At 72.4% G+C, this 18,549-nt stretch carries 16 protein-coding genes and 1 pseudogene; 6 read left to right on the plus strand and 11 right to left on the minus strand.

The features are described from left to right. Positions 1-254, minus strand: a pseudogene (locus tag C3486_RS37690) (hypothetical protein); the annotation flags it as partial. Beyond that, entirely contained in the window at positions 251-1,234 is a 984-nt protein-coding gene (locus C3486_RS19195) for an aldo/keto reductase (protein ID WP_103833960.1), read from the minus strand. The gene C3486_RS19195 and the pseudogene C3486_RS37690, both read right to left, overlap by 4 nt. A gap of 233 nt (positions 1,235-1,467) precedes the next feature. On the opposite strand from C3486_RS19195, the gene C3486_RS19200 reads away from it, so the two are divergent. Further along, a complete protein-coding gene (locus tag C3486_RS19200; protein ID WP_103833961.1) occupies positions 1,468-2,523 on the plus strand; it encodes an LLM class F420-dependent oxidoreductase in 1,056 nt (351 codons plus the stop codon). A gap of 342 nt (positions 2,524-2,865) precedes the next feature. Next, positions 2,866-3,654 (plus strand): hypothetical protein, encoded by a 789-nt coding sequence (locus tag C3486_RS19205; protein ID WP_103833962.1) that lies wholly within the window; start codon positions 2,866-2,868, stop codon positions 3,652-3,654. A gap of 66 nt (positions 3,655-3,720) precedes the next feature. Here the strand turns inward: C3486_RS19205 and corA are convergent, their stop codons facing one another. Then, positions 3,721-4,734, minus strand: a complete 1,014-nt coding sequence (gene corA, locus C3486_RS19210; protein ID WP_103833963.1) for a magnesium/cobalt transporter CorA — start codon at positions 4,732-4,734, stop codon at positions 3,721-3,723. Positions 4,735-4,817: 83 nt separating this feature from the next. Between corA and C3486_RS19215 the strand changes: the two genes are divergently transcribed. The 4 genes from C3486_RS19215 (at position 4,818) to mshC (ending at position 8,351) form a co-directional block, all read left to right on the plus strand. Beyond that, positions 4,818-5,516 (plus strand): histidine phosphatase family protein, encoded by a 699-nt coding sequence (locus C3486_RS19215; protein WP_103834001.1) that lies wholly within the window; start codon positions 4,818-4,820, stop codon positions 5,514-5,516. A 104-nt stretch (positions 5,517-5,620) separates the two neighbouring features. Further along, positions 5,621-6,211 carry a DUF3090 domain-containing protein gene (locus C3486_RS19220; RefSeq protein ID WP_103833964.1) on the plus strand — a complete coding sequence of 197 codons (591 nt, stop codon included), beginning with the start codon at positions 5,621-5,623 and terminating at the stop codon, positions 6,209-6,211. Further along, the gene (locus tag C3486_RS19225) at positions 6,175-7,011 is read left to right on the plus strand and encodes an SCO1664 family protein (RefSeq protein ID WP_103833965.1); all 837 of its coding nucleotides are present in this window, start codon (positions 6,175-6,177) and stop codon (positions 7,009-7,011) included. Before C3486_RS19220 ends, C3486_RS19225 begins: the two co-directional genes overlap by 37 nt. A gap of 110 nt (positions 7,012-7,121) precedes the next feature. Then, positions 7,122-8,351: a cysteine--1-D-myo-inosityl 2-amino-2-deoxy-alpha-D-glucopyranoside ligase gene (mshC, locus tag C3486_RS19230; RefSeq protein WP_103833966.1), complete on the plus strand. Its 1,230-nt coding sequence runs from the start codon at positions 7,122-7,124 to the stop codon at positions 8,349-8,351. A 136-nt stretch (positions 8,352-8,487) separates the two neighbouring features. Here mshC and C3486_RS19235 read toward each other — a convergent pair whose 3' ends face one another. The 8 genes from C3486_RS19235 to C3486_RS19270 all read right to left on the minus strand — a co-directional run bounded on the left by C3486_RS19235 (position 8,488) and on the right by C3486_RS19270 (position 18,516). After that, positions 8,488-9,060 carry a hypothetical protein gene (locus C3486_RS19235; protein ID WP_258052864.1) on the minus strand — a complete coding sequence of 191 codons (573 nt, stop codon included), beginning with the start codon at positions 9,058-9,060 and terminating at the stop codon, positions 8,488-8,490. A 56-nt stretch (positions 9,061-9,116) separates the two neighbouring features. Then, positions 9,117-10,862, minus strand: a complete 1,746-nt coding sequence (locus C3486_RS19240) for a S8 family peptidase (protein ID WP_103833967.1) — start codon at positions 10,860-10,862, stop codon at positions 9,117-9,119. 369 nt (positions 10,863-11,231) lie between these two features. After that, on the minus strand, positions 11,232-12,320 hold the full coding sequence (locus tag C3486_RS19245; RefSeq protein ID WP_103833968.1) for a PAC2 family protein: 1,089 nt from the start codon (positions 12,318-12,320) through the stop codon (positions 11,232-11,234). Between the two features lie 356 nt (positions 12,321-12,676). After that, positions 12,677-13,348: a FadR/GntR family transcriptional regulator gene (locus C3486_RS19250; RefSeq protein ID WP_103833969.1), complete on the minus strand. Its 672-nt coding sequence runs from the start codon at positions 13,346-13,348 to the stop codon at positions 12,677-12,679. A gap of 165 nt (positions 13,349-13,513) precedes the next feature. Beyond that, positions 13,514-15,127, minus strand: coding sequence for a glycerol-3-phosphate dehydrogenase/oxidase (locus tag C3486_RS19255; RefSeq protein WP_103833970.1), 1,614 nt, complete (start codon positions 15,125-15,127; stop codon positions 13,514-13,516). Between the two features lie 4 nt (positions 15,128-15,131). After that, positions 15,132-16,658 carry a glycerol kinase GlpK gene (gene glpK, locus C3486_RS19260; protein ID WP_103833971.1) on the minus strand — a complete coding sequence of 509 codons (1,527 nt, stop codon included), beginning with the start codon at positions 16,656-16,658 and terminating at the stop codon, positions 15,132-15,134. A gap of 67 nt (positions 16,659-16,725) precedes the next feature. Next, a complete protein-coding gene (locus C3486_RS19265; protein ID WP_103833972.1) occupies positions 16,726-17,514 on the minus strand; it encodes an MIP/aquaporin family protein in 789 nt (262 codons plus the stop codon). 237 nt (positions 17,515-17,751) lie between these two features. Next, positions 17,752-18,516 (minus strand): IclR family transcriptional regulator, encoded by a 765-nt coding sequence (locus C3486_RS19270; RefSeq protein WP_103833973.1) that lies wholly within the window; start codon positions 18,514-18,516, stop codon positions 17,752-17,754. Positions 18,517-18,549 lie beyond the last annotated feature (33 nt).

The raw sequence follows: 18,549 nt of genomic DNA on the forward strand, positions 1-18,549 counted from the left end.
GCACCGGCCCCTCCAGCACTCCCAGCAGCCCCGGACGTCTCGCCACCAGCGTCCCCGTCGCCGGAAGCCCCGCCCGCGGCCGCGGTGCCGCCGTCCTCCGCCGACCGGGCCGCGCCGCCCGGCGCCGTCTCGTCCGCGCCGGTGCCCCCCGCGTCGGCCCCCGTGGCCGGCTGCGGGGCGTCGTCGCCCGCCGGAGCCGGGGTTTCCGGGGCCTCGGCAGGGGCGGGGGCGCCGGTGGGGTGGTCGGTGTTCACAGGGTGCTCCAGTCGTGGTCGGGGTAGCGGTGCACGGGCGCGGAGACGTCGTCCAGTGCACGCCGGATCTCGTCAGGAAGACTAAGGGTCTCCACTGACAATGCCGCCCTGAGCTGCTGCGCAGTGCGTGCGCCGAGGAGCGGAGCGGTCACTCCCGGGCGGTCGCGGAGCCAGCACAGGGCGACCTGGAGCGGGGTCACGGCGAGGCCGTCGGCGGCCGTGGCGACCGCGTCGACGATCCGGCCGGCCGCCTCGTCCAGATACGGCGCCACGAAGGGCGCCAGGTGCTCGGACGCGCCGCGCGAGTCGGGCGGCGTGGCGTGCCGGTACTTGCCCGTGAGGACGCCGCGGCCGAGAGGGGAGGAGGGCAGCAGGCCCAGCCCGAGGTCGCGGGCAGCGGGCAGCACCTCGCGCTCCACGCCGCGCTGGAGGAGGGAGTACTCCATCTGCGCGCTGGCCAGCCGGGCGCGCACGGTCGGCGCGGCCAGCTGCCAGGTGGCGGCCTTGGCGAGCTGCCAGCCGGAGAAGTTCGCGACGCCGACGTACCGCGCGCGGCCGCTGCTGACGGCGATGTCGAGGGCCTGGAGCGTCTCCTCCAGCGGGGTGTGCGGGTCGAAGGCGTGCACCTGCCACAGGTCGACGTAGTCGGTGCCGAGGCGCTCCAGGGAGTCGTCGAGCGCCGCGAGGAGGTGGCGGCGGGAGCCGTCGACCCGGCGGTCGGCCTCCAGGACGCTGCCGGCCTTGGTGGCGATGACCAGATCCCGGCGGGGCACCATGCCCTCCACGAGCCGGCCCAGGAGGTACTCGGCGCCGCCGTCGGCATAGACGTCGGCGGTGTCCACGAGCGTGCCGCCCGCCTCCCAGAAGGTCTTCAACTGGTCGGCGGCGTCGCGGTCGTCCGTATCGCGCGCCCAGGTCAGCGTGCCCAGGCCGAGACGGGACACGCGCAGGCCGGTGCGGCCGAGGTGCCTTTGCTCCATGGGCCCTGAGGTTACTGGCCCGTCCCGGACTTGCGGGGACCTGTGGACAACGCCCGGCACGGCGGCGGCCGGGCCATCCCTTACGCCGTGCGGGGGCGCCGCGTTACAGTCCCCGCACGACGTCGTTACCGACGAGTAAGACGCTGTGTCATGCCAGGGATCCGGCGCTCTTGTGGGGCGGACGGCGAAGATCGAACATGGCGAGTGATCGTCATCGATGTGAGGGGAGCCGCATGAAGCTCGGGATCAACCTCGGTTACTGGGGTGCCGGCATGGACGGGGACAACCTCGCCGTCGCGCAGGAGGCCGACCGGCTCGGCTACGCGGTCTGCTGGGCGGCGGAGGCGTACGGCTCGGACGGGCCGACCGTGCTGTCCTGGGTGGCCGCGCAGACCGAGCGGATCGACGTCGGCTCGGCGATCTTCCAGATCCCGGCCCGCACCCCCGCCATGACCGCGATGACCGCCGCCACCCTGGACTCCCTCTCCGACGGCCGCTTCCGGCTCGGCCTCGGCGTCTCGGGCCCGCAGGTCTCCGAAGGCTGGTACGGCGTCAAGTTCGACAAGCCGCTGGCGCGCACCCGCGAGTACGTGGAGATCGTCCGGAAGGCGATGGCGCGTGAGCGGCTGTCCTACGAGGGCGAGCACTGGACGCTGCCGCTCCCCGGTGGTCCGGGCAAGCCGATCAAGCTGACGGTGCACCCCAAGCGCGAGCGCATTCCGCTGTACATCGCGGCGATCGGGCCGAAGAACCTGGAGCAGACCGGCGAGATCGCCGACGGCGCGCTGCTGATCTTCCCCGCCGCCGAGCACCTCCAGGACACCGCGATCTCGCACCTGCGCGCGGGCCGGGAGAAGGCCGGGCTGACCATGGAGGGCTTCGACGTCTGCCCGACGCTTCCGATCGCGGTGGGCGAGGACAAGGACGTACGCACGCTCGCCGACGCCTTCCGCCCGTACACCGCGCTCTACGTGGGCGGCATGGGCAGCCGGAAGCAGAACTTCTACAACCGGCTCGCGCAGCGGATGGGCTACGGGGAGGCGGCGGCCGAGATCCAGGAGAAGTACCTGGCGGGCGAGAAGGACGCCGCTGCGGCCGCCGTCCCGCACGAGCTCATCGACTCCACCACCCTGCTCGGCTCGGTGGAGCGGATCGCGGACCGCATGCAGGCGTACGCGGCGGCCGGGGTGACGACGCTGACGCTGTCCCCGGCGGGCTTCACGCTGGAGGAGCGGATCGCCGCGCTGCGGGCGGGCACCGAGGCGCTGGAGCGGGCCGGACTGGCCTGAGGGACGGCCCGAGGGCCGGACTGGTCCGAGGGGCGGTCCGGGGCCGGACCGGCCGGACACCGGCAACGGCACCCGCCGGCGGCGGGGAGGCGGCCCTGGGGGCGGGGAAGTGGCCCCCAGGGCCGGACGACTGCGGCCGTGGTGGGGGCTCGGGGGTCTTCCCCGCCACGGCCGTCACACAGCACAACGCGCCGACGCCCGGGGTGGTTACGCCCCGCACAGGGGGCTCCGGTCCATCGTTCGGAGGAGTTCGCCGGGCTCCGTGTTGCCGCGGACCCGGCACCGCACTTGACTTTTCCTTTGCGGGTGTCCTGTTCGAGGTGGAGTCATGGAGGTCCGTCGATGCTCACGGCGAAGAGTCTCTTCCAGGAGATCCTGGACCACGACGAATCCTTCCGGCTGTTCTGCTCCATCGCCGCGAGCGGTGAGACCCAGGGCGGCTGGGAGAACGGGCGGATCGCCGCGCTGGTCCCGGAGAGCCAGCGGGCCATGGCCCGCAAGATCGCCCGGCACGGCGCTGACGAGGAGAAGCACGGCCGGATCTTCAACGCCCTGCTGCGGCGGCGCGGGCTCCAGGCCGTCGCGGTACCGGCCGCGGCCGACTACACCATGCTCCTGGAGCGGCGCGGCATCGGGCTGGCGCACGAGAAGCTGCAGCGCGACGAGCCGCTGACGGAGACGGACATCGTCGCCTACCTGGCGCACAGCCGGATCACCGAGGAGCGGGCAGCGGCGCAGATGGGACTGCTGCAGAAACACTTCGGCGACCACCCGGAGGTCGGCAAGGCGGTCCGGATGATCGCCAGGGACGAGGACAACCACCTGGCCTACTGCCACGAGGAGCTGCTGCGGCTCTCCGGCGCCGGGTATGCCGAGGAGATCCGGCGGGCCCTGCGCGAGGGCGTACAGGCCGAGATCGCCGTCCACCGCGACGTCAGCCTCGCGGTCATGGAGCGGATGGGCCACATCCTGCGCTGGCCCCGCGCCAAGCGGGCGCTGCTCACGGCCGGCATCCACGCCCTGTACGCCTACGAGCAGGCGTACGGCTGGCGGCGCATGGTCAGCCTGCGGATGCCGGAGCGGCGGGACGCGCTGGGCGGCCCGGCCCCCGCGGCACCCGAATTCGCCTGACGGCTCGGGGCGGCGCCAGGGAGGCGCCTGGGAAGCCCGGCCCGCGGTGCCGGAACCGGCCGGCCCCTACAGCCACCCGCGCCGCTTGAAGAGCTGGTACAGCCACAGTTCGAGGCCGGCCATGACCAGCAGGCACGCCGGATAGCCGAAGGTCCACCTCAGCTCGGGCATGTGCTCGAAGTTCATGCCGTACACGCCCGCGACCATGGTCGGCACGGCGGCCAGCGCCGCCCACGCCGAGATCTTGCGCATGTCGTCGTTCTGCCGCACGCCCATCTGCGCGAGGTGCGCCGAGAGGATGTCCGACAGCAGCCGGTCCATGCCCTCCACGGACTCGTTCGCCCGCGTCAGGTGGTCGTCCACGTCGCGGAAGAAAGGGCGCGCGCCGTCGTGCACAAACGGTACGCCGGGGTTCCGCAGCCGCGCCATCGGCTCGGCGAGCGGCCCCGTGGCCCGCCGGAACTCCAGCACCTCCCGCTTGAAGTTGTAGATCGCCTGTGCGGTGTTCCGGCTGCCGCGGCCGGCCCGGCCCCCTTCGGAGGACACCGGCGCGAACACCTCGGCCTCCAACTCCTCCAGGTCCAGCTGGAGTTCGGCGGCCACGTCGATGTAGTGGTCGACGACCGCGTCGCTGACCGCGTACAGCACCGCCGTCGGGCCCTGCTCCAGGACCTCGGGCTCGTGCTCCAGGCGGCGGCGCACGGCCGCCAGCGGGCTGCCCTCGCCGTGCCGCACCGTCACCACGAAGCAGTCGCCGATGAAGAGCATCAGCTCGCCCGAGCTGACGCTGTCCGCCTCGTCGTCGTACTCGATCGGCTTCAGGACCATGAACAGCGAGTCGTCGTACACCTCCAGCTTCGGCCGCTGATGCGCCTTGAGCGCGTCCTCCACGGCCAGCGGATGCAGCCCGAACTCCTCGCTGACCTGCTCGAACTCCTCCTCGGTCGGCTCATGCATACCGAGCCACAGGAAGGAGTGCCCCTCCGCGCGGGCCTCCTCGAGCGCGGTGGAGTAGTCCGCCGGCTTCTCGATCCGCCGGCCGTTCCGGTAGATGGCACAATCCACGATCACACCGGGCATTCTCGCTGCCTGCGGCCACTCCTGCCAGGGCGGCCGGCGGACGGCCCGCGCTCCGCTCCCGGCCGGGACGTAGGGTGGTCGCCATGCCCACGCTGATCCTCGTACGGCACGGCCGCTCCACCGCCAACAACTCCGGCGTCCTCGCGGGGCGCACGCCCGGCGTCTCCCTGGACGAGCGGGGCGCCGCACAGGCCGCAGCGCTGCCCGGCCGGCTCGCCGCCGTGCCGCTCGCCGCAGCCGTGTGCAGCCCGCTCCAGCGCTGCCGGGAGACGCTGGCCCCGCTGCTCGCGGCGCGCCCGGACCTGCCGCTGCACACCGAGGACGGCATCAACGAGTGCGACTACGGCGACTGGTCGGGCCGCAAGCTCGCCGAGCTGGCCGACGAGCCGCTGATGAACACCGTGCAGCAGCACCCCTCCGCCGCCGGCTTCCCCGGCGGCGAGACGATGCGCACCATGCAGAACCGCGCCGTGGACGCGGTCAGGGCCTGGAACGCCCGCATCGAGGAGCAGCACGGGCCCGAGGCGGTGTACCTGATGTGCTCGCACGGCGACATCATCAAGTCGCTCGTCGCCGACGCGCTCGGCATGCACCTGGACCTCTTCCAGCGGGTGTCCGTCGAGCCCTGCTCGGTCACGGCGATCCGCTACACGCCGCTGCGCCCGTACCTGATCCGGCTCGGCGACACCGGCGACTTCGGCTCGCTGGCCCCCAAGGAGGACGGCTCCGGCGCCGCCGCCGAGCGCGACGCGACGATCGGCGGTGGCGCGGGAGCGACGTGATCAGATGGCGCAGTAGGGTGGTGCGACGGCGCTGCCCGCCACGCCACCTGTGATCCCGTTCCCGTGACCACAGATCCCCGCAGTCGAGCAATCGGAGCAGGACCTTGTCCCGTCAGGTGTTCTTCTACGACGCGCCGGACCGCTTCGTGGCCGGCACGGTCGGGCTGCCTGGCCGCCGCAGTTTCTATCTCCAGGCCAGCGCGGCCGGCCGCACCACCAGCGTCGCCCTGGAGAAGACCCAGGTCGCCGCACTCGCCGAGCGCATGGACGAGCTGCTGGACGAGGTGGTGCGCCGCAGCGGGGGCAACGCCCCGGTGCCGGCCGTCGCCCCGTCCGAGATCGACGACACGGCACCGCTGGAGAGCCCGGTGGAGGAGGAGTTCCGCGTCGGCACCATGGCGCTGGCCTGGGACGGCGACGAGGAGCGCATGATCGTCGAGGCGCAGGCGCTGGTCGAGCTGGACGCCGACAACGACGAGGACCTCGCCGAGGCCGAGGAGCGGCTGCTCCAGGACGACGAGAACGGCCCCCCGATGCTCCGCGTCCGGCTCACCGGCACCATGGCCCGCGCCTTCGCCAAGCGCGCCCTGGAAGTCGTGAACGCCGGGCGCCCGCCGTGCCCGCTGTGCAGCCTGCCGCTCGACCCGGAGGGACACGTATGTCCGCGCCAGAACGGATACCGGCGGGACGCCTGACGCCCGCCGAGCTCGAGAAGCACCTCGAGCACGGCGAGCTGACCGTCCTGGGCCGGGTCCGCGAGGCGTCCAACGCCGTCCTGTACTGCTCCGTGACGTACGAGGACCGGACCGCCCACTGCGTGTACAAGCCGGTCGCGGGGGAGCGCCCGCTGTGGGACTTCCCCGACGGCACCCTCGCCCAGCGCGAGGTCGCCGCGTACGAGGTCTCCCGCGCCACCGGCTGGGACCTGATCCCGCCCACGGTGCTGCGCGACGGCCCGTACGGGCGCGGCATGGTCCAGGAGTGGATCGAGGCGTCCGGCGAGGGCGACAGCCCCGAGCTGCTGGCCCTGGTCGAGGAGGAGGAGCCGGGACCCGGCTGGAAGGCGGTCGGCTTCGCCGAGGTCGGCGAGGGGCGTACCGCGCTCCTGGTGCACGCCGACGACCCGCGGCTGCGCCGGCTCGCCGTCCTCGACGCGGTGATCAACAACGGTGACCGCAAGGGCGGCCACCTGCTGCCCACCGCCGACGGGCACGTCCATGCGATCGACCACGGGGTGACCTTCCACGTCGAGGACCGGCTGCGCACCCTCCTGTGGGGCTGGGCCGGCGAACCGCTGACCGAGGAGGCCGTCGCCGCGCTGGAGCGGCTGGCAGCGGAGACCGCCGACGGGCAGCCGCTCGCCGCCCGACTGGCCGAATGTCTCACCGGGGACGAGATCACCGCACTGCGCGAGCGGATCGCCGCGATGCTCCGCTCCGGCGTGCACCCGCAGCCCAGCGGCGAGTGGCCGCCGATCCCGTGGCCCCCGATCTGACCCGTACGGCACGGTGAGGCACACCCGCGCCGAAGACGCAAGACCGCCTATCAGGCCAAGACCCACACTCCGGTTCGTATCCGGAACCTGCGTCCGGTTACGCTCATGGCATGCATGCATGGCCCGCTTCTGAGGTCCCCGCCCTGCCCGGCCAGGGCCGCGACCTGAGGATCCACGACACCGCGACCGGCGGACGGGTGACCCTCGCCCCCGGTCCCGTCGCCCGTCTCTACGTCTGCGGCATCACGCCGTACGACGCGACCCACATGGGTCACGCGGCGACCTACAACGCGTTCGACCTCGTGCAGCGCGTGTGGCTCGACACGAAGCGGCAGGTCCACTACGTACAGAACGTCACCGATGTCGACGATCCGCTGCTGGAGCGGGCCGTGGCCACCGGCGACGACTGGACCGCGCTCGCCGAGCGGGAGACCGCGCTCTTCCGCGAGGACATGACCGCCCTGCGGATGCTGCCGCCGCAGCACTACATCGGCGCCGTGGAGGCCATACCGGGCATCGTGCCGCTGGTGGAGCGGCTCCGGGACTCCGGTGCCGCGTACGAGCTCGAAGGCGACATCTACTTCTCCGTCGAGTCCGACCCGCACTTCGGCGGGGTCTCGAACCTGGACGCCGAGGCGATGCGGCTGCTCTCCGCCGAGCGCGGCGGCGACCCGGAGCGCCCGGGCAAGAAGAACCCGCTGGACCCGATGCTGTGGATGGCGGCCCGCGACGGCGAGCCCAGCTGGGACGGCGGCTCGCTCGGCCGGGGCCGCCCCGGCTGGCACATCGAGTGCGTCGCCATCGCCCTGGACCACCTGGGCATGGGCTTCGACGTGCAGGGCGGCGGCTCGGACCTGGCGTTCCCGCACCACGAGATGGGCGCCTCGCACGCCCAGGCGCTGACCGGCGAGCACCCGTTCGCCAAGGCGTACGTGCACGCCGGCATGGTGGCCCTGGACGGCGAGAAGATGTCCAAGTCCAAGGGCAACCTGGTCTTCGTCTCCAAGGTGCGCCGGGCCGGCACCGACCCGGCCGCCATCCGGCTCGCCCTGCTGGCCCACCACTACCGCGCGGACTGGGAGTGGACCGACCAGGTCCTGCAGGACGCGGTGGACCGGCTCGCCCGCTGGCGCGCCGCGGTCTCCCGCCCGGACGGCCCGCCCGCCGAGGCGCTCCTGGAGGAGCTGCGCGAGGCGCTCGCCGACGACCTGGACTCGCCGGCCGCGCTCGCCGCCGTCGACCGCTGGGCCGCGAAGCAGCAGGCCGAGGGCGGCACCGACGAGGGCGCGCCGGGCCTGGTGTCCCGGGCCGTGGACGCGCTGCTCGGCGTGGCGCTGTGACCCGCTGACCGCACACACATGTAACGGGGCGCTTCCTCCGAGGAGGAAGCGCCCCTTTCTCGCTCACCCGCGGGTCACCGGCACCGGTTCAGCCGATGACCGCCCGGTGGCGTGCCGCCGTGGCGTCCGGGCTGCGTCAGATCCGCTGGATGCGGACGCTGCGCAGGACGCTCGGGGCCTGGGTGTGCCAGATGCCGACCACGTGCTGACCGAACGCGAAAGCCTCCTGGACCTGGTCGAAGGTCTCGGTGGTCGGGTTGGGCAGAACGCGCAGCTGGTTGTTGATGCGCAGGACGATCAGCCGCGGCTGGCCCGGAAGGGGCTGCGGGATGGAGATGAAGGCGTTCGCCACACCGGAGGCCAGCTGCTGCGCCTCCTGCTGCTGAACCTGCTGCACCTGCTGGACGACCTGCTGCTGGATCTGCTGCAGGTGCTGCTGGTACTGCTGCTCGTGCTGCTGCTCCATCTGCTGCGCCTGGCCGTACTGCTGAGGCTGCTGGCCGCCCAGCTGCTGCAGCAGCTGCTGGAACGGCTGCTGCTGGCCGAGCTGCTGCAGCTGCTCCAGCCCGCCCATGGGCTGCTGCATCTGCTGGCCGAACGGCTGCTGCTGCCCGAAGGGCTGCTGCTGGCCCATGCCCTGCTGGCCGAACGGGGAGGTGCTGGGGCCCTGCTGGCCGAGCTGGGCGAGGGGGTTCATCTGAGTGGTCATGAGGGTCTGCCTTCCCTGACTTTGTGGGTGTGCTTCAGCCGGTGACGACCAGCCCGTCAGCCTGTGATGACCAGGCCCACGACCTCGTCGTCGGAGTACCACACACGTACGTCGGGCCGTCCCCCCGCGAAGGCGGCGTGCACCGCCTGGCGCACCTCTGGCGCCGGCCGGTTCAGGTTCCGCCACGCGCCGGCCACGAACAGCCGGAGCCGCGGGGGGAGTTCTCGGGGGTACGGAAGCAACTCGTCCCAGTACCGCTCGGCCTGGCCGGAGCCGACCGAGGTGGGCACCAGGTGCGTCACCGCCGCCCTGATGTCGGGCCGGTTGCCGATCCTCTGGGAGGCCGGCCGGCCCGGTGCGTCCTGCTGCGGCGACCCGGTGTTCCGCAGCACTTCGCGTGCCTTCTCGGGGCTCATCGGTTCCATGCCCGCCGCCTTGAGCATGCCCTGCAGCGACGCCAGCGCGCCCGCCACGACGGGGCAGGCCGATGAGGTGCCCGAGAAGCTGTCGGTGTACCAGGCGATCTCCTCGGTACCGCCCTGGAGGTCGCCGGGCCGGTCCCAGAAGCCGCCGGTCGTGGTGACCTCGCGGCCCCAGCCCTGGGCGTCCAGCCGCGTGCCGTAGTTGGAGAACCCGAGCCGGGAGCGGTCCGGGCCGTGGTCGCGGCCGTGCGTGCCGGGCGGCGGGGCGCCGGCCCCGACGAGGATCGCGCCGGAGGTCTGGTTGGAGGGGTTGAACGGGTTGCGCCACCACTCCGGGAAGCGGTCGGGGCGGCGCTCGTACAGCGCGTCGTCCAGGCTCTCCGCGCCGTTGCCGGCCGCCTCCACGACCACGACGCCCTTGGCCGTCGCCCAGCGGATCGCGGCGAAGTCGTCCGGCCACCACTCCAGCGCGATGTAGCCGCGCTGGTCGTCGCGGTGCTCGAAGTCGTACCGCGGGCCCGGCCGGTGCAGTTCGACCAGCAGGATGTCGCCCCGCGAGAGCCGCTCGGCCGCCGCGAGGATCGCCGCAGCCGAACCGATGCCCTGGATGGAGGCAGCGGCGGTCACGGCGCCGGGTGCGATGCCCACCACGCCCTTGTCGTTGCGGTCGCCGCCGATGACACCGAGCACGGCCGTACCGTGGTTGCGCCAGGCCAGGTCCTGGAACGGGGTGCCGATCACGATGCCGGCGAGCCGCTCCGCCAGGTCCTCGTGGCCCAGCTGCCAGGCGCCCTCGACGTCGATGACGGTCACGCCCTCGCCGTCGCCGCCCTTGCGCTGCCAGGCCCACACGGCGTTCACGCCCTCGGGCGCTGCGCCGAGGTGGCCCTGCCGGCCGGTGAAGTCGGGGGTCGCCGGCGCCCCTTCCTTGCGCCCCTGGCCCTCTTCGGGGCCGCGGGCGGGGAAGGAGGCGGGTACGGCCCCCGGCTTGAGGTACGCCGTCTCGATCTCCGGGAGGGCGGAGAGCCGGGCGGTCAGCTCGACGGCCCGCTGGTCCCCGCCCCGCACCCGGTAGAAGAGCGAGAGGTCCGGCAGCGCGGTGGTGCCCGCCGCGAGCTCCTGGGGCATGGCCGCCTGGATCCGGTCCTCGTTGCCGAACAGCGGCTCCAGAGTGAGCTGCTGGTCACTGAGGAACATCTCCAGTGCGGAGACGTCCGCTCCTGAGGCCGACCGGATGCCGTCGGCGCCGGCGCGGAGCCGGGGCTCGGCCCGCGCGACGACGATCAGCTCCGGTTCGGCTCCTTGGTAGGTGAATCCCGCTCCGTCGGGTCCGGGGCCCGCCATGCCGGGGCCCGTACCGGGAGGTGCCTGATCGGTCATCGCTGGGACCGCTCCCTTCGGGTGCTGCTCCGTGCCCTGCCGCTCCGTGCCCTGCGCACCCCGCACACTCCGCCGCGTGCAACAGCGGTGTGTACCGGATGTTGCGGCGCGGTGTCGCCGGGGCTTCGGGGCGTCACCCTGCTACCTCCGACGGTCTTCGTCCAGCCCGGTGAAGGCCCCTACGTTTGGGATCCGGCCTAAATGGGAAGCGTGGGCAAATCGGCCGGAAACCTATGACACGCCGTCAAGCGGTCAAACACTACGGAGACGTACGCGGGGAGCTGGGACGGAAGTGCCCGTGGACGGCACGTCCGGAGGCGGGAACGACGAAGCGGGGCGGTGCCTTTGCACCGCCCCGCTGCGTTCCGGTCAGTCCTCCGAGGAATCAGGGTCCGAGGAGTCCGGCGGACCCGTCTGCTCGTCCCCCTGCCCGCCGCGCTCCTGGTCGTCCTGCTGCTTCGCGGGGCCGTCCGCCGCGCCGCGGGCCGGCCCCTGGCCGCCCGCCTCCGGCTTCGGCGGCTTGGGCGGGCGGGTCCGCCCGCTGGAGGTGTCGCGCAGGTAGGAGGCGTCACGGCCGTCGCCGAGCCCGCCGTCGGTCGCCACGCCGGGCCCCGCCTGCGGGTCCCGGCGCCGCAGATAGCGCTCGAATTCGCGCGCGATGGCCTCGCCCGACGCCTCCGGCAGCTCGGCGGTGTCCCGGGCCTCCTCCAGCGACTGGACGTACTCCGCGACCTCGCTGTCCTCCGCCGCCAGCTGGTCCACGCCCAGCTGCCAGGCCCGCGCGTCCTCGCTCAGCTCGCCCAGCGGGATGCGCAGGTCGAGCAGGTCCTCCAGGCGGTTGAGCAGGGCCAGCGTCGCCTTGGGGTTGGGCGGCTGCGAGACGTAGTGCGGCACGGCCGCCCACAGGCTGACCGCCGGCACCCCGGCGTGCGTGCAGGCCTCCTGGAGGATGCCGACGATGCCCGTCGGGCCCTCGTACTTGCTCTCCTCCAGGTCCATCGTGCGCGCCAGGTCCGGATCGGAGGTGACCCCGCTGACCGGGACCGGGCGGGTGTGCGGGGTGTCGCCGAGCAGCGCGCCCAGCACGACCAGCATCTCCACGCCCAGCTCGTGCGCGAAGCCCAGGATCTCGTTGCAGAAGGACCGCCAGCGCATGCTGGGCTCGATGCCGCGCACCAGCACCAGGTCGCGCGGCTTCTCGCCGCCCACCCGGACCACGGACAGCCGCGTCGTCGGCCACGTGATCTTGCGTACGCCGTCCTCCATGAAGACGGTCGGGCGGTTGACCTGGAAGTCGTAGTAGTCCTCGGCGTCCAGCGCGGCGAAGACCTCGCCCTTCCACTCCCGGTCGAGATGCGCGACCGCGGCGGAGGCGGCGTCGCCGGCGTCGTTCCAGCCTTCGAACGCGGCCACCATGACCGGGTCGATCAGCTCGGGCACCCCCTCCAGCTCGATCACCCAACGCCTCCTTCCGGCCGGTCGGCCCCCCGTCGGCGGCCACCGGTTGCTGTTCCCGTTCCGTGCGCCCCCAGCCTACGGCGTCGGTGGTACCCGCACGCAGCCCCTCTGCACTAACGAGTACTCATTCATCCGATCTGTCCCCGGCAACCGCCGCACGTCATCGGGGCGGTGGCGCGGCGGCGCCGCCCAGACATCGGAGCGCGGCACAGATCGGATGTCCCTCCGTGCCACCGGCCCCACGGGACCCCGGCGCGGGCCCGCCGGCGGCGTCCGGCCGCACGGCACGACGGCCGGTTTCCACGGCTGCGCAGACGCCGCCGGTACGGACCGCGGGCCTCAGCCGGCCCCGCCCGTCACAGCGACGCCCGCAGCCACTGCTCGACGCTGGCGATGTGCACGGTGGCCCAGGCGCGCGCTGCCTCCGCGTCCCGGGCCCGCAGCGCGCCGACGATGGCGCGGTGCTCGGTGAGGGTGCGGGTCACCGCGTCCTTCTGGGTGAGCCCGCGCCAGATGCGCGCGCGGGTGGTGGGCCCGGAGAGGCCGTCCAGCAGGGAGCAGAGCACCGAGTTGCCGGACGCGGCCACGATGCCGCGGTGGAACTCCAGGTCGGCGGCGACCAGGTCCTCCACCGAGGGCGCGGTGCCGAGCGCGTCCAGCTGGGCGTCCAGCGCGTCCAGTTGGGGCGGCGTGAGCCGGGCCGTGGCCATCGCGGTGGCGGCCGGCTCCAGGATCCGGCGGACGGCCAGGAACTCCAGGACGGTGTCGTCGCGGTGGAAGTCCACCACGAAGCTCATCGCCTCCAGCAGCAGCTGCGGGTCCAGGCTCGTGACGTACGTGCCGTCGCCCTGGCGCACGTCCAGGATGCGGATCAGCGCCAGCGCGCGGACCGCCTCGCGCAGGGAGTTGCGGGACAGGCCCAGTTCGGCGGCGAGTTCGCTCTCCTTGGGCAGCCGGTCGCCGGGGCGCAGCGCGCCGGAGACGATCATGCCCTTGATCTTCTCGATGGCCTCGTCCGTGACCGCCATGGCCGACCTCCCCGTTCGTATGCCGGAAAACCGCCGGAAACGACCGTCAGACATCCGATGTCTGAGGGGAGGCCATTATGGCCCCGGAGACGCCCGAGGGCGGGACTCCGGTCTCCCGGAATCCCGCCCCGGTACGGCCGGCGGGCGCGCCCGCCGGCCCCTGCCTCAGCTCTTGCGGGCCGCCAGCACGTCCGCGACCTTGGCACGGACGTCGTCCGTCGCCAGGCCCCGGATCGTCAGCGTCGTACGGCGGCGCAGCACGTCGTCCGCGGTCTCGGCCCACTCGTGGTCCCGCGCGTACACCACCTGCGCCCAGATCTCGGGCGCGTCGGGGTGGATCCGCTCGGCCAGCGCCGGGTCCTCGTTCGCCAGCCGGGCGATGTCGAAGGACAGCGAGCCGTAGTGGGTGGCCAGGTGCCGGGCGGTGTCGGCGGACATCCGAGGGCCCGGCGTACCGCCGTCGACCAGCAGCCGGTGCGCGACCGCCTGCGGGTTGGCGATGCCCGGCAGCGGCAGCTTCCGCGGCAGCTCCGAGATCGGCTCCATGTCCTCGCCCAGCGGGTGGCCGGGCAGCGCGGCGAGCTTGTTCATGACCGTACGTCCGATGTGCCGGAACGTCGTCCACTTGCCGCCGGCCACCGACAGCATGCCGCCGGCGCCCTCGGTGACGACCGTCTCCCGCTTGGCCTTGGAGGTGTCGCCGGGGCCGCCCGGCAGCACCCGCAGGCCCGCGAAGGAGTAGGTGATCAGGTCGCGGGAGAGCTGCTGGTCCCGGACGGAGAACGCCGCCTCGTCCAGGATCTGCGCGACGTCCTTCTCGTTGACCGCGACGTCCGCGGGGTCGCCCTCGTACTCCTCGTCGGTGGTGCCGAGCAGGAGCATGTCCTCCCACGGCAGCGCGAAGGTGATGCGGTACTTGTCGATCGGGGTCGCCAGCGCCGCGTTCCAGGGGGAGGTGCGCTTGAGGACCAGGTGCGCGCCCTTGGAGAGGCGGATGGAGGGGGCCGCGTTCGGGTTCTCCATCTTCCGCAGGTGGTCCACCCACGGGCCGGTGGCGTTCAGCACCAGCCGGGCGTTGACGCCGAACTCGGTGCCGTCGGTGCGGTCCTTCAGGTCGGCTCCGGTGACCCGGCCCTGGGTGAAGCGCAGCCCGGTGACCTCGGCGTGGTTCAGCACGGTGGCGCCGGCCGCGACGGCCGCGCGGACCGTCATCAGGGCCATCCGGGAGTCGTTCATCTGGTCGTCGCCGTAGACGGCGACCGCGCGGAGGTTCTCCGTGCGCAGCTCCGGTACGTCCCGCTGGGCCTTGGCCGGGCTGATGACGTGCCCGACGCCGTCGCCGAACGCGGAGAGCGCGGAGTAGGCGAAGACGCCCGCGCCGAGCTTGGCCGCGCCGTGCGGGCCGCCCTTGTAGACCGGCAGGTAGAAGGTCAGCGGGTTCGACAGGTGCGGGGCGACCTGGCGGGAGACGGCGCGGCGCTCGAAGTGGTTCTCCGCCACCAGCTTCACCGCGCCGGTCTGCAGGTAGCGCAGACCGCCGTGGAGCAACTTGGAGGAGGCGGAGGAGGTGGCGCCGGCGAAGTCGCCGGCGTCCACCAGTGCCACCCGCAGTCCCGACTGCGCGGCGTGCCAGGCGGTGGAGATGCCCAGGATGCCGCCGCCGATCACCAGGAGGTCGTACGTCGCCTTGTCGAGCCGCTCCCGGGTCTCGGCGCGGCTCGGGAGCGAACCGTCGGCCGGGTGCGTCCCGAGTGCCGGGACGCTCTGCAGGGTGCTCATGTGATTACTCCTCGTCCTCGATCCAGCCCATGGTCCGCTCGACGGCCTTGAGCCAGCTCTTGTACTCGCGGTCACGGGTGGCCGCGTCCATGCGGGGGGTCCATTCGGCGGCCCGCCGCCAGTTGGCGCGCAGCTCGTCGGTGCCGGACCAGAAGCCCACGGCCAGGCCGGCCGCGTAGGCAGCGCCGAGGCAGGTGGTCTCGGCGACCATCGGGCGCACCACCGGCGCGTCCAGGAAGTCCGAGATCGTCTGCATCAGCAGGTTGTTGGAGGTCATGCCGCCGTCGACCTTCAGCGCGGTCAGCTCGACGCCGGAGTCCTTGGTCATGGCGTCGGTGATCTCGCGGGTCTGCCAGGCGGTGGCCTCAAGGACGGCGCGTGCGATGTGCGCCTTGGTGACGTACCGGGTCAGGCCCGCGATCACGCCGCGCGCGTCGGAGCGCCAGTACGGCGCGAACAGGCCGGAGAAGGCCGGTACGAAGTAGGCGCCGCCGTTGTCCTCGACCGTGGAGGCCAGGGTCTCGATCTCGGCGGCGGAGTTGATGAGGCCCATCTGGTCGCGCATCCACTGCACCAGCGAGCCGGTGACGGCGATGGAGCCCTCCAGCGCGTAGACCGGGGCCTGGTCGCCGATGCGGTAGCCGACCGTGGTCAGCAGGCCGTTGTAGCTGTTGACCGGCTCGCCGCCGGTGTTCATCAGCATGAAGGTGCCGGTGCCGTACGTGGACTTGGCCTCGCCCTTGTCGAAGCAGGTCTGGCCGAAGAGGGCGGCCTGCTGGTCGCCGAGCGCGGAGGCCACGGGCACGCCGGCCAGCACGCCGGAGGCGGTCTCGCCGTACACCTCGGCGGAGGACTTGATCTCCGGGAGCAGCGACGCCGGGATGTCCAGGGAGCTGAGGATCTTGGGGTCCCACTCCAGGTTCCGCAGGTTCATCAGCAGGGTGCGGGAGGCGTTGGTGACGTCGGTGACGTGCTTGCCGCCGTTGACGCCGCCGGTGAGGTTCCAGATCACCCAGGAGTCCATGGTGCCGAAGAGCAGGTCGCCGGCCTCGGCGCGCTCGCGCAGCCCGTCGACGTTGTCCAGCAGCCAGCGGATCTTCGGCCCGGCGAAGTAGGAGGCCAGCGGCAGGCCCGTCTCACGGCGGAAGCGGTCCTGGCCGACGTTGCGGCCGAGCTCCTTGCAGAGCGCGTCGGTGCGGGTGTCCTGCCAGACGATGGCGTTGTGGACGGGCTCGCCGGTGTGCTTGTCCCAGAGCAGCGTGGTCTCGCGCTGGTTGGTGATGCCGATGGCCTTCACGTCGGCGGCGGTGATGCCGGCCTTCTCGACGGCGCCGGCCACGACCTGCTGGACGTTCTCCCAGATCTCGGTGGCGTCGTGTTCGACCCAGCCCGGCTTGGGGAAGATCTGCTCGTGTTCCTTCTGGTCGACCGAGACGATGCGGCCGTCGCGGTCGAAGACGATGCAGCGGCTGGAGGTCGTGCCCTGGTCGATGGCCGCGATGAACGGGCCGGTGGTGTGGGTGTCGCTCATGGTGTGTGCTCCAGGAGGTGCGGTGGGGAGTGCGGCTCTTGTCTCGTACGGCTTCTGCTGCGGCGGCTCAGGCGAACGCGAGCTGGTAGATGCCGCCCGCGAGGGCGCCGCCGATCAGCGGCCCGACGACCGGGATCCAGGCGTAGCCCCAGTCGGAGCCGCCCTTGTTGGGCAGCGGCAGCAGTGCGTGCACGATGCGCGGACCGAGGTCACGGACCGGGTTGATGGCGTAACCGGTCGGGCCGCCCAGCGACAGGCCGATCCCGACGACGACGAACGCCACCAGGAGGCTGCCGAGCGGGCCGACGCCCTTGCCGTCGTCGCTCAGGCCGAGGGTCAGGATCGCCAGCACGAGCACGATGGTGGCGATGATCTCGGTGACGAGGTTCTGCCACGCGTTCCTGATCTCCGGGCCGGTGGAGAAGATGCCGAGCACCGGCCCCGCCTTCGGGGCCTGGGCCTGGTCGACGAGGCCCTCCTCACCCTTCGGCGGGGTGATGACCTCGGGGTCCGTGAGGTGGGCCTTGAACTGGCCGTAGTACGAGAGCCACACGCAGACCGCGCCGATCATGGCGCCGAACAGCTCGCCGGCGAAGTACACCGGGACCTGGCTCCACTCGATGCCGCCCTGGATGGCCAGGCCGATCGTGACGGCGGGGTTCAGGTGCGCGCCGGACTTGGCCGCGATGTAAGCGCCGGTGAGGACGGCGAATCCCCAGCCGAGGGCGATGGCCACCCAGCCGGCCTCGTACGCCTTCGAGCGCTTGAAAGTGACGGCGGCGCACACGCCACCGCCCAGCAGGATCAGTACAGCGGTACCGATGGTCTCGCTGATGAAGATGTCGGAGCTGGACACCCGCGACTCCTTTGTCCTTCGTCCAGATGGACACCGAGATGCGCCGTACCCCGGGTCCCTCCGGTGGTCCGAGCCCTCGGTGAGGGCGTTGGTCGGCGATCCGGCATTGCCCACCATACGACAATCGTCGTATTGCGTTCGACAATGCCGACCGACGAACGGCAGTTTTGTTTACGGCCAGTAGCCCGTCAAGGGTCCTGTGAGGGAAAACCTAAGCAGAAATACCGGACAAATCGGTTAGAAGCGCTGTGCGCCGAGATCCCTGGACACGGACCGTGCGCAATCCCTCACCGCGGCGATGATTTCGGGACGCAGCTCCCCGTCCCGCTGCACCCGCTCCACGGCCCCCGTGATGCCCACCGCGCCCACCGGCATCCGCCGCCGGTCGTGGATCGGCGCGGCCACCGACGCCACGCCCTCCCAGGTCTCCTCCACGTCCGCCGCCCAGCCCCGGGCACGGGTGAGGTCCAGCACGCCCTCGAAGTCCTCCAGATCGGTGAGGGTGCGCGCGGTGAACGCCTCCCGCGGCGCCTCCACCGCCTCGCTGTGCGCCACCGGGTCGTACGCCGAGAGGACCTTGCCCAGCGCCGTGCTGTGCAGCGGCTGCATGGCGCCCACCTCCAGCACCTGCCGGCTGTCGTCGGGCCGGAAGACGTGGTGCACGATCAGCACGCCCTGCTTGTGCAGCACGCCCAGGTAGGCGCTCTCGCCGGTGGAGCGGGCCAGGTCGTCGGTCCACACGAGGGCGCGCGCCCGCAGCTCGTGCACGTCCAGGTAGCTGTTGCCCAGCCGCAGCAGCTCGGCGCCGAGCTGGTACCGGCCGGAGGCGGCGTCCTGCTCCACGAAGCCCTCCTGCTGAAGGGTGCGCAGGATGCCGTGCGCCGTCCCCTTGGCCAGGTCCAGCGCCGAGGCGATGTCGGAGAGCCCGAGGCGCCGTTCGCCGCCGGCCAGCAGCCGCAGCATGGCCGCGGCGCGCTCCAGCGACTGAATGGTCCGTGCCATGGAGCAACCTCCGGGAGAAGCGGTTCGACAATG

This window comes from Streptomyces sp. Ru73, assembly GCF_002920575.1.
Taxonomy (GTDB): Bacteria; Actinomycetota; Actinomycetes; order Streptomycetales; family Streptomycetaceae; genus Streptomyces.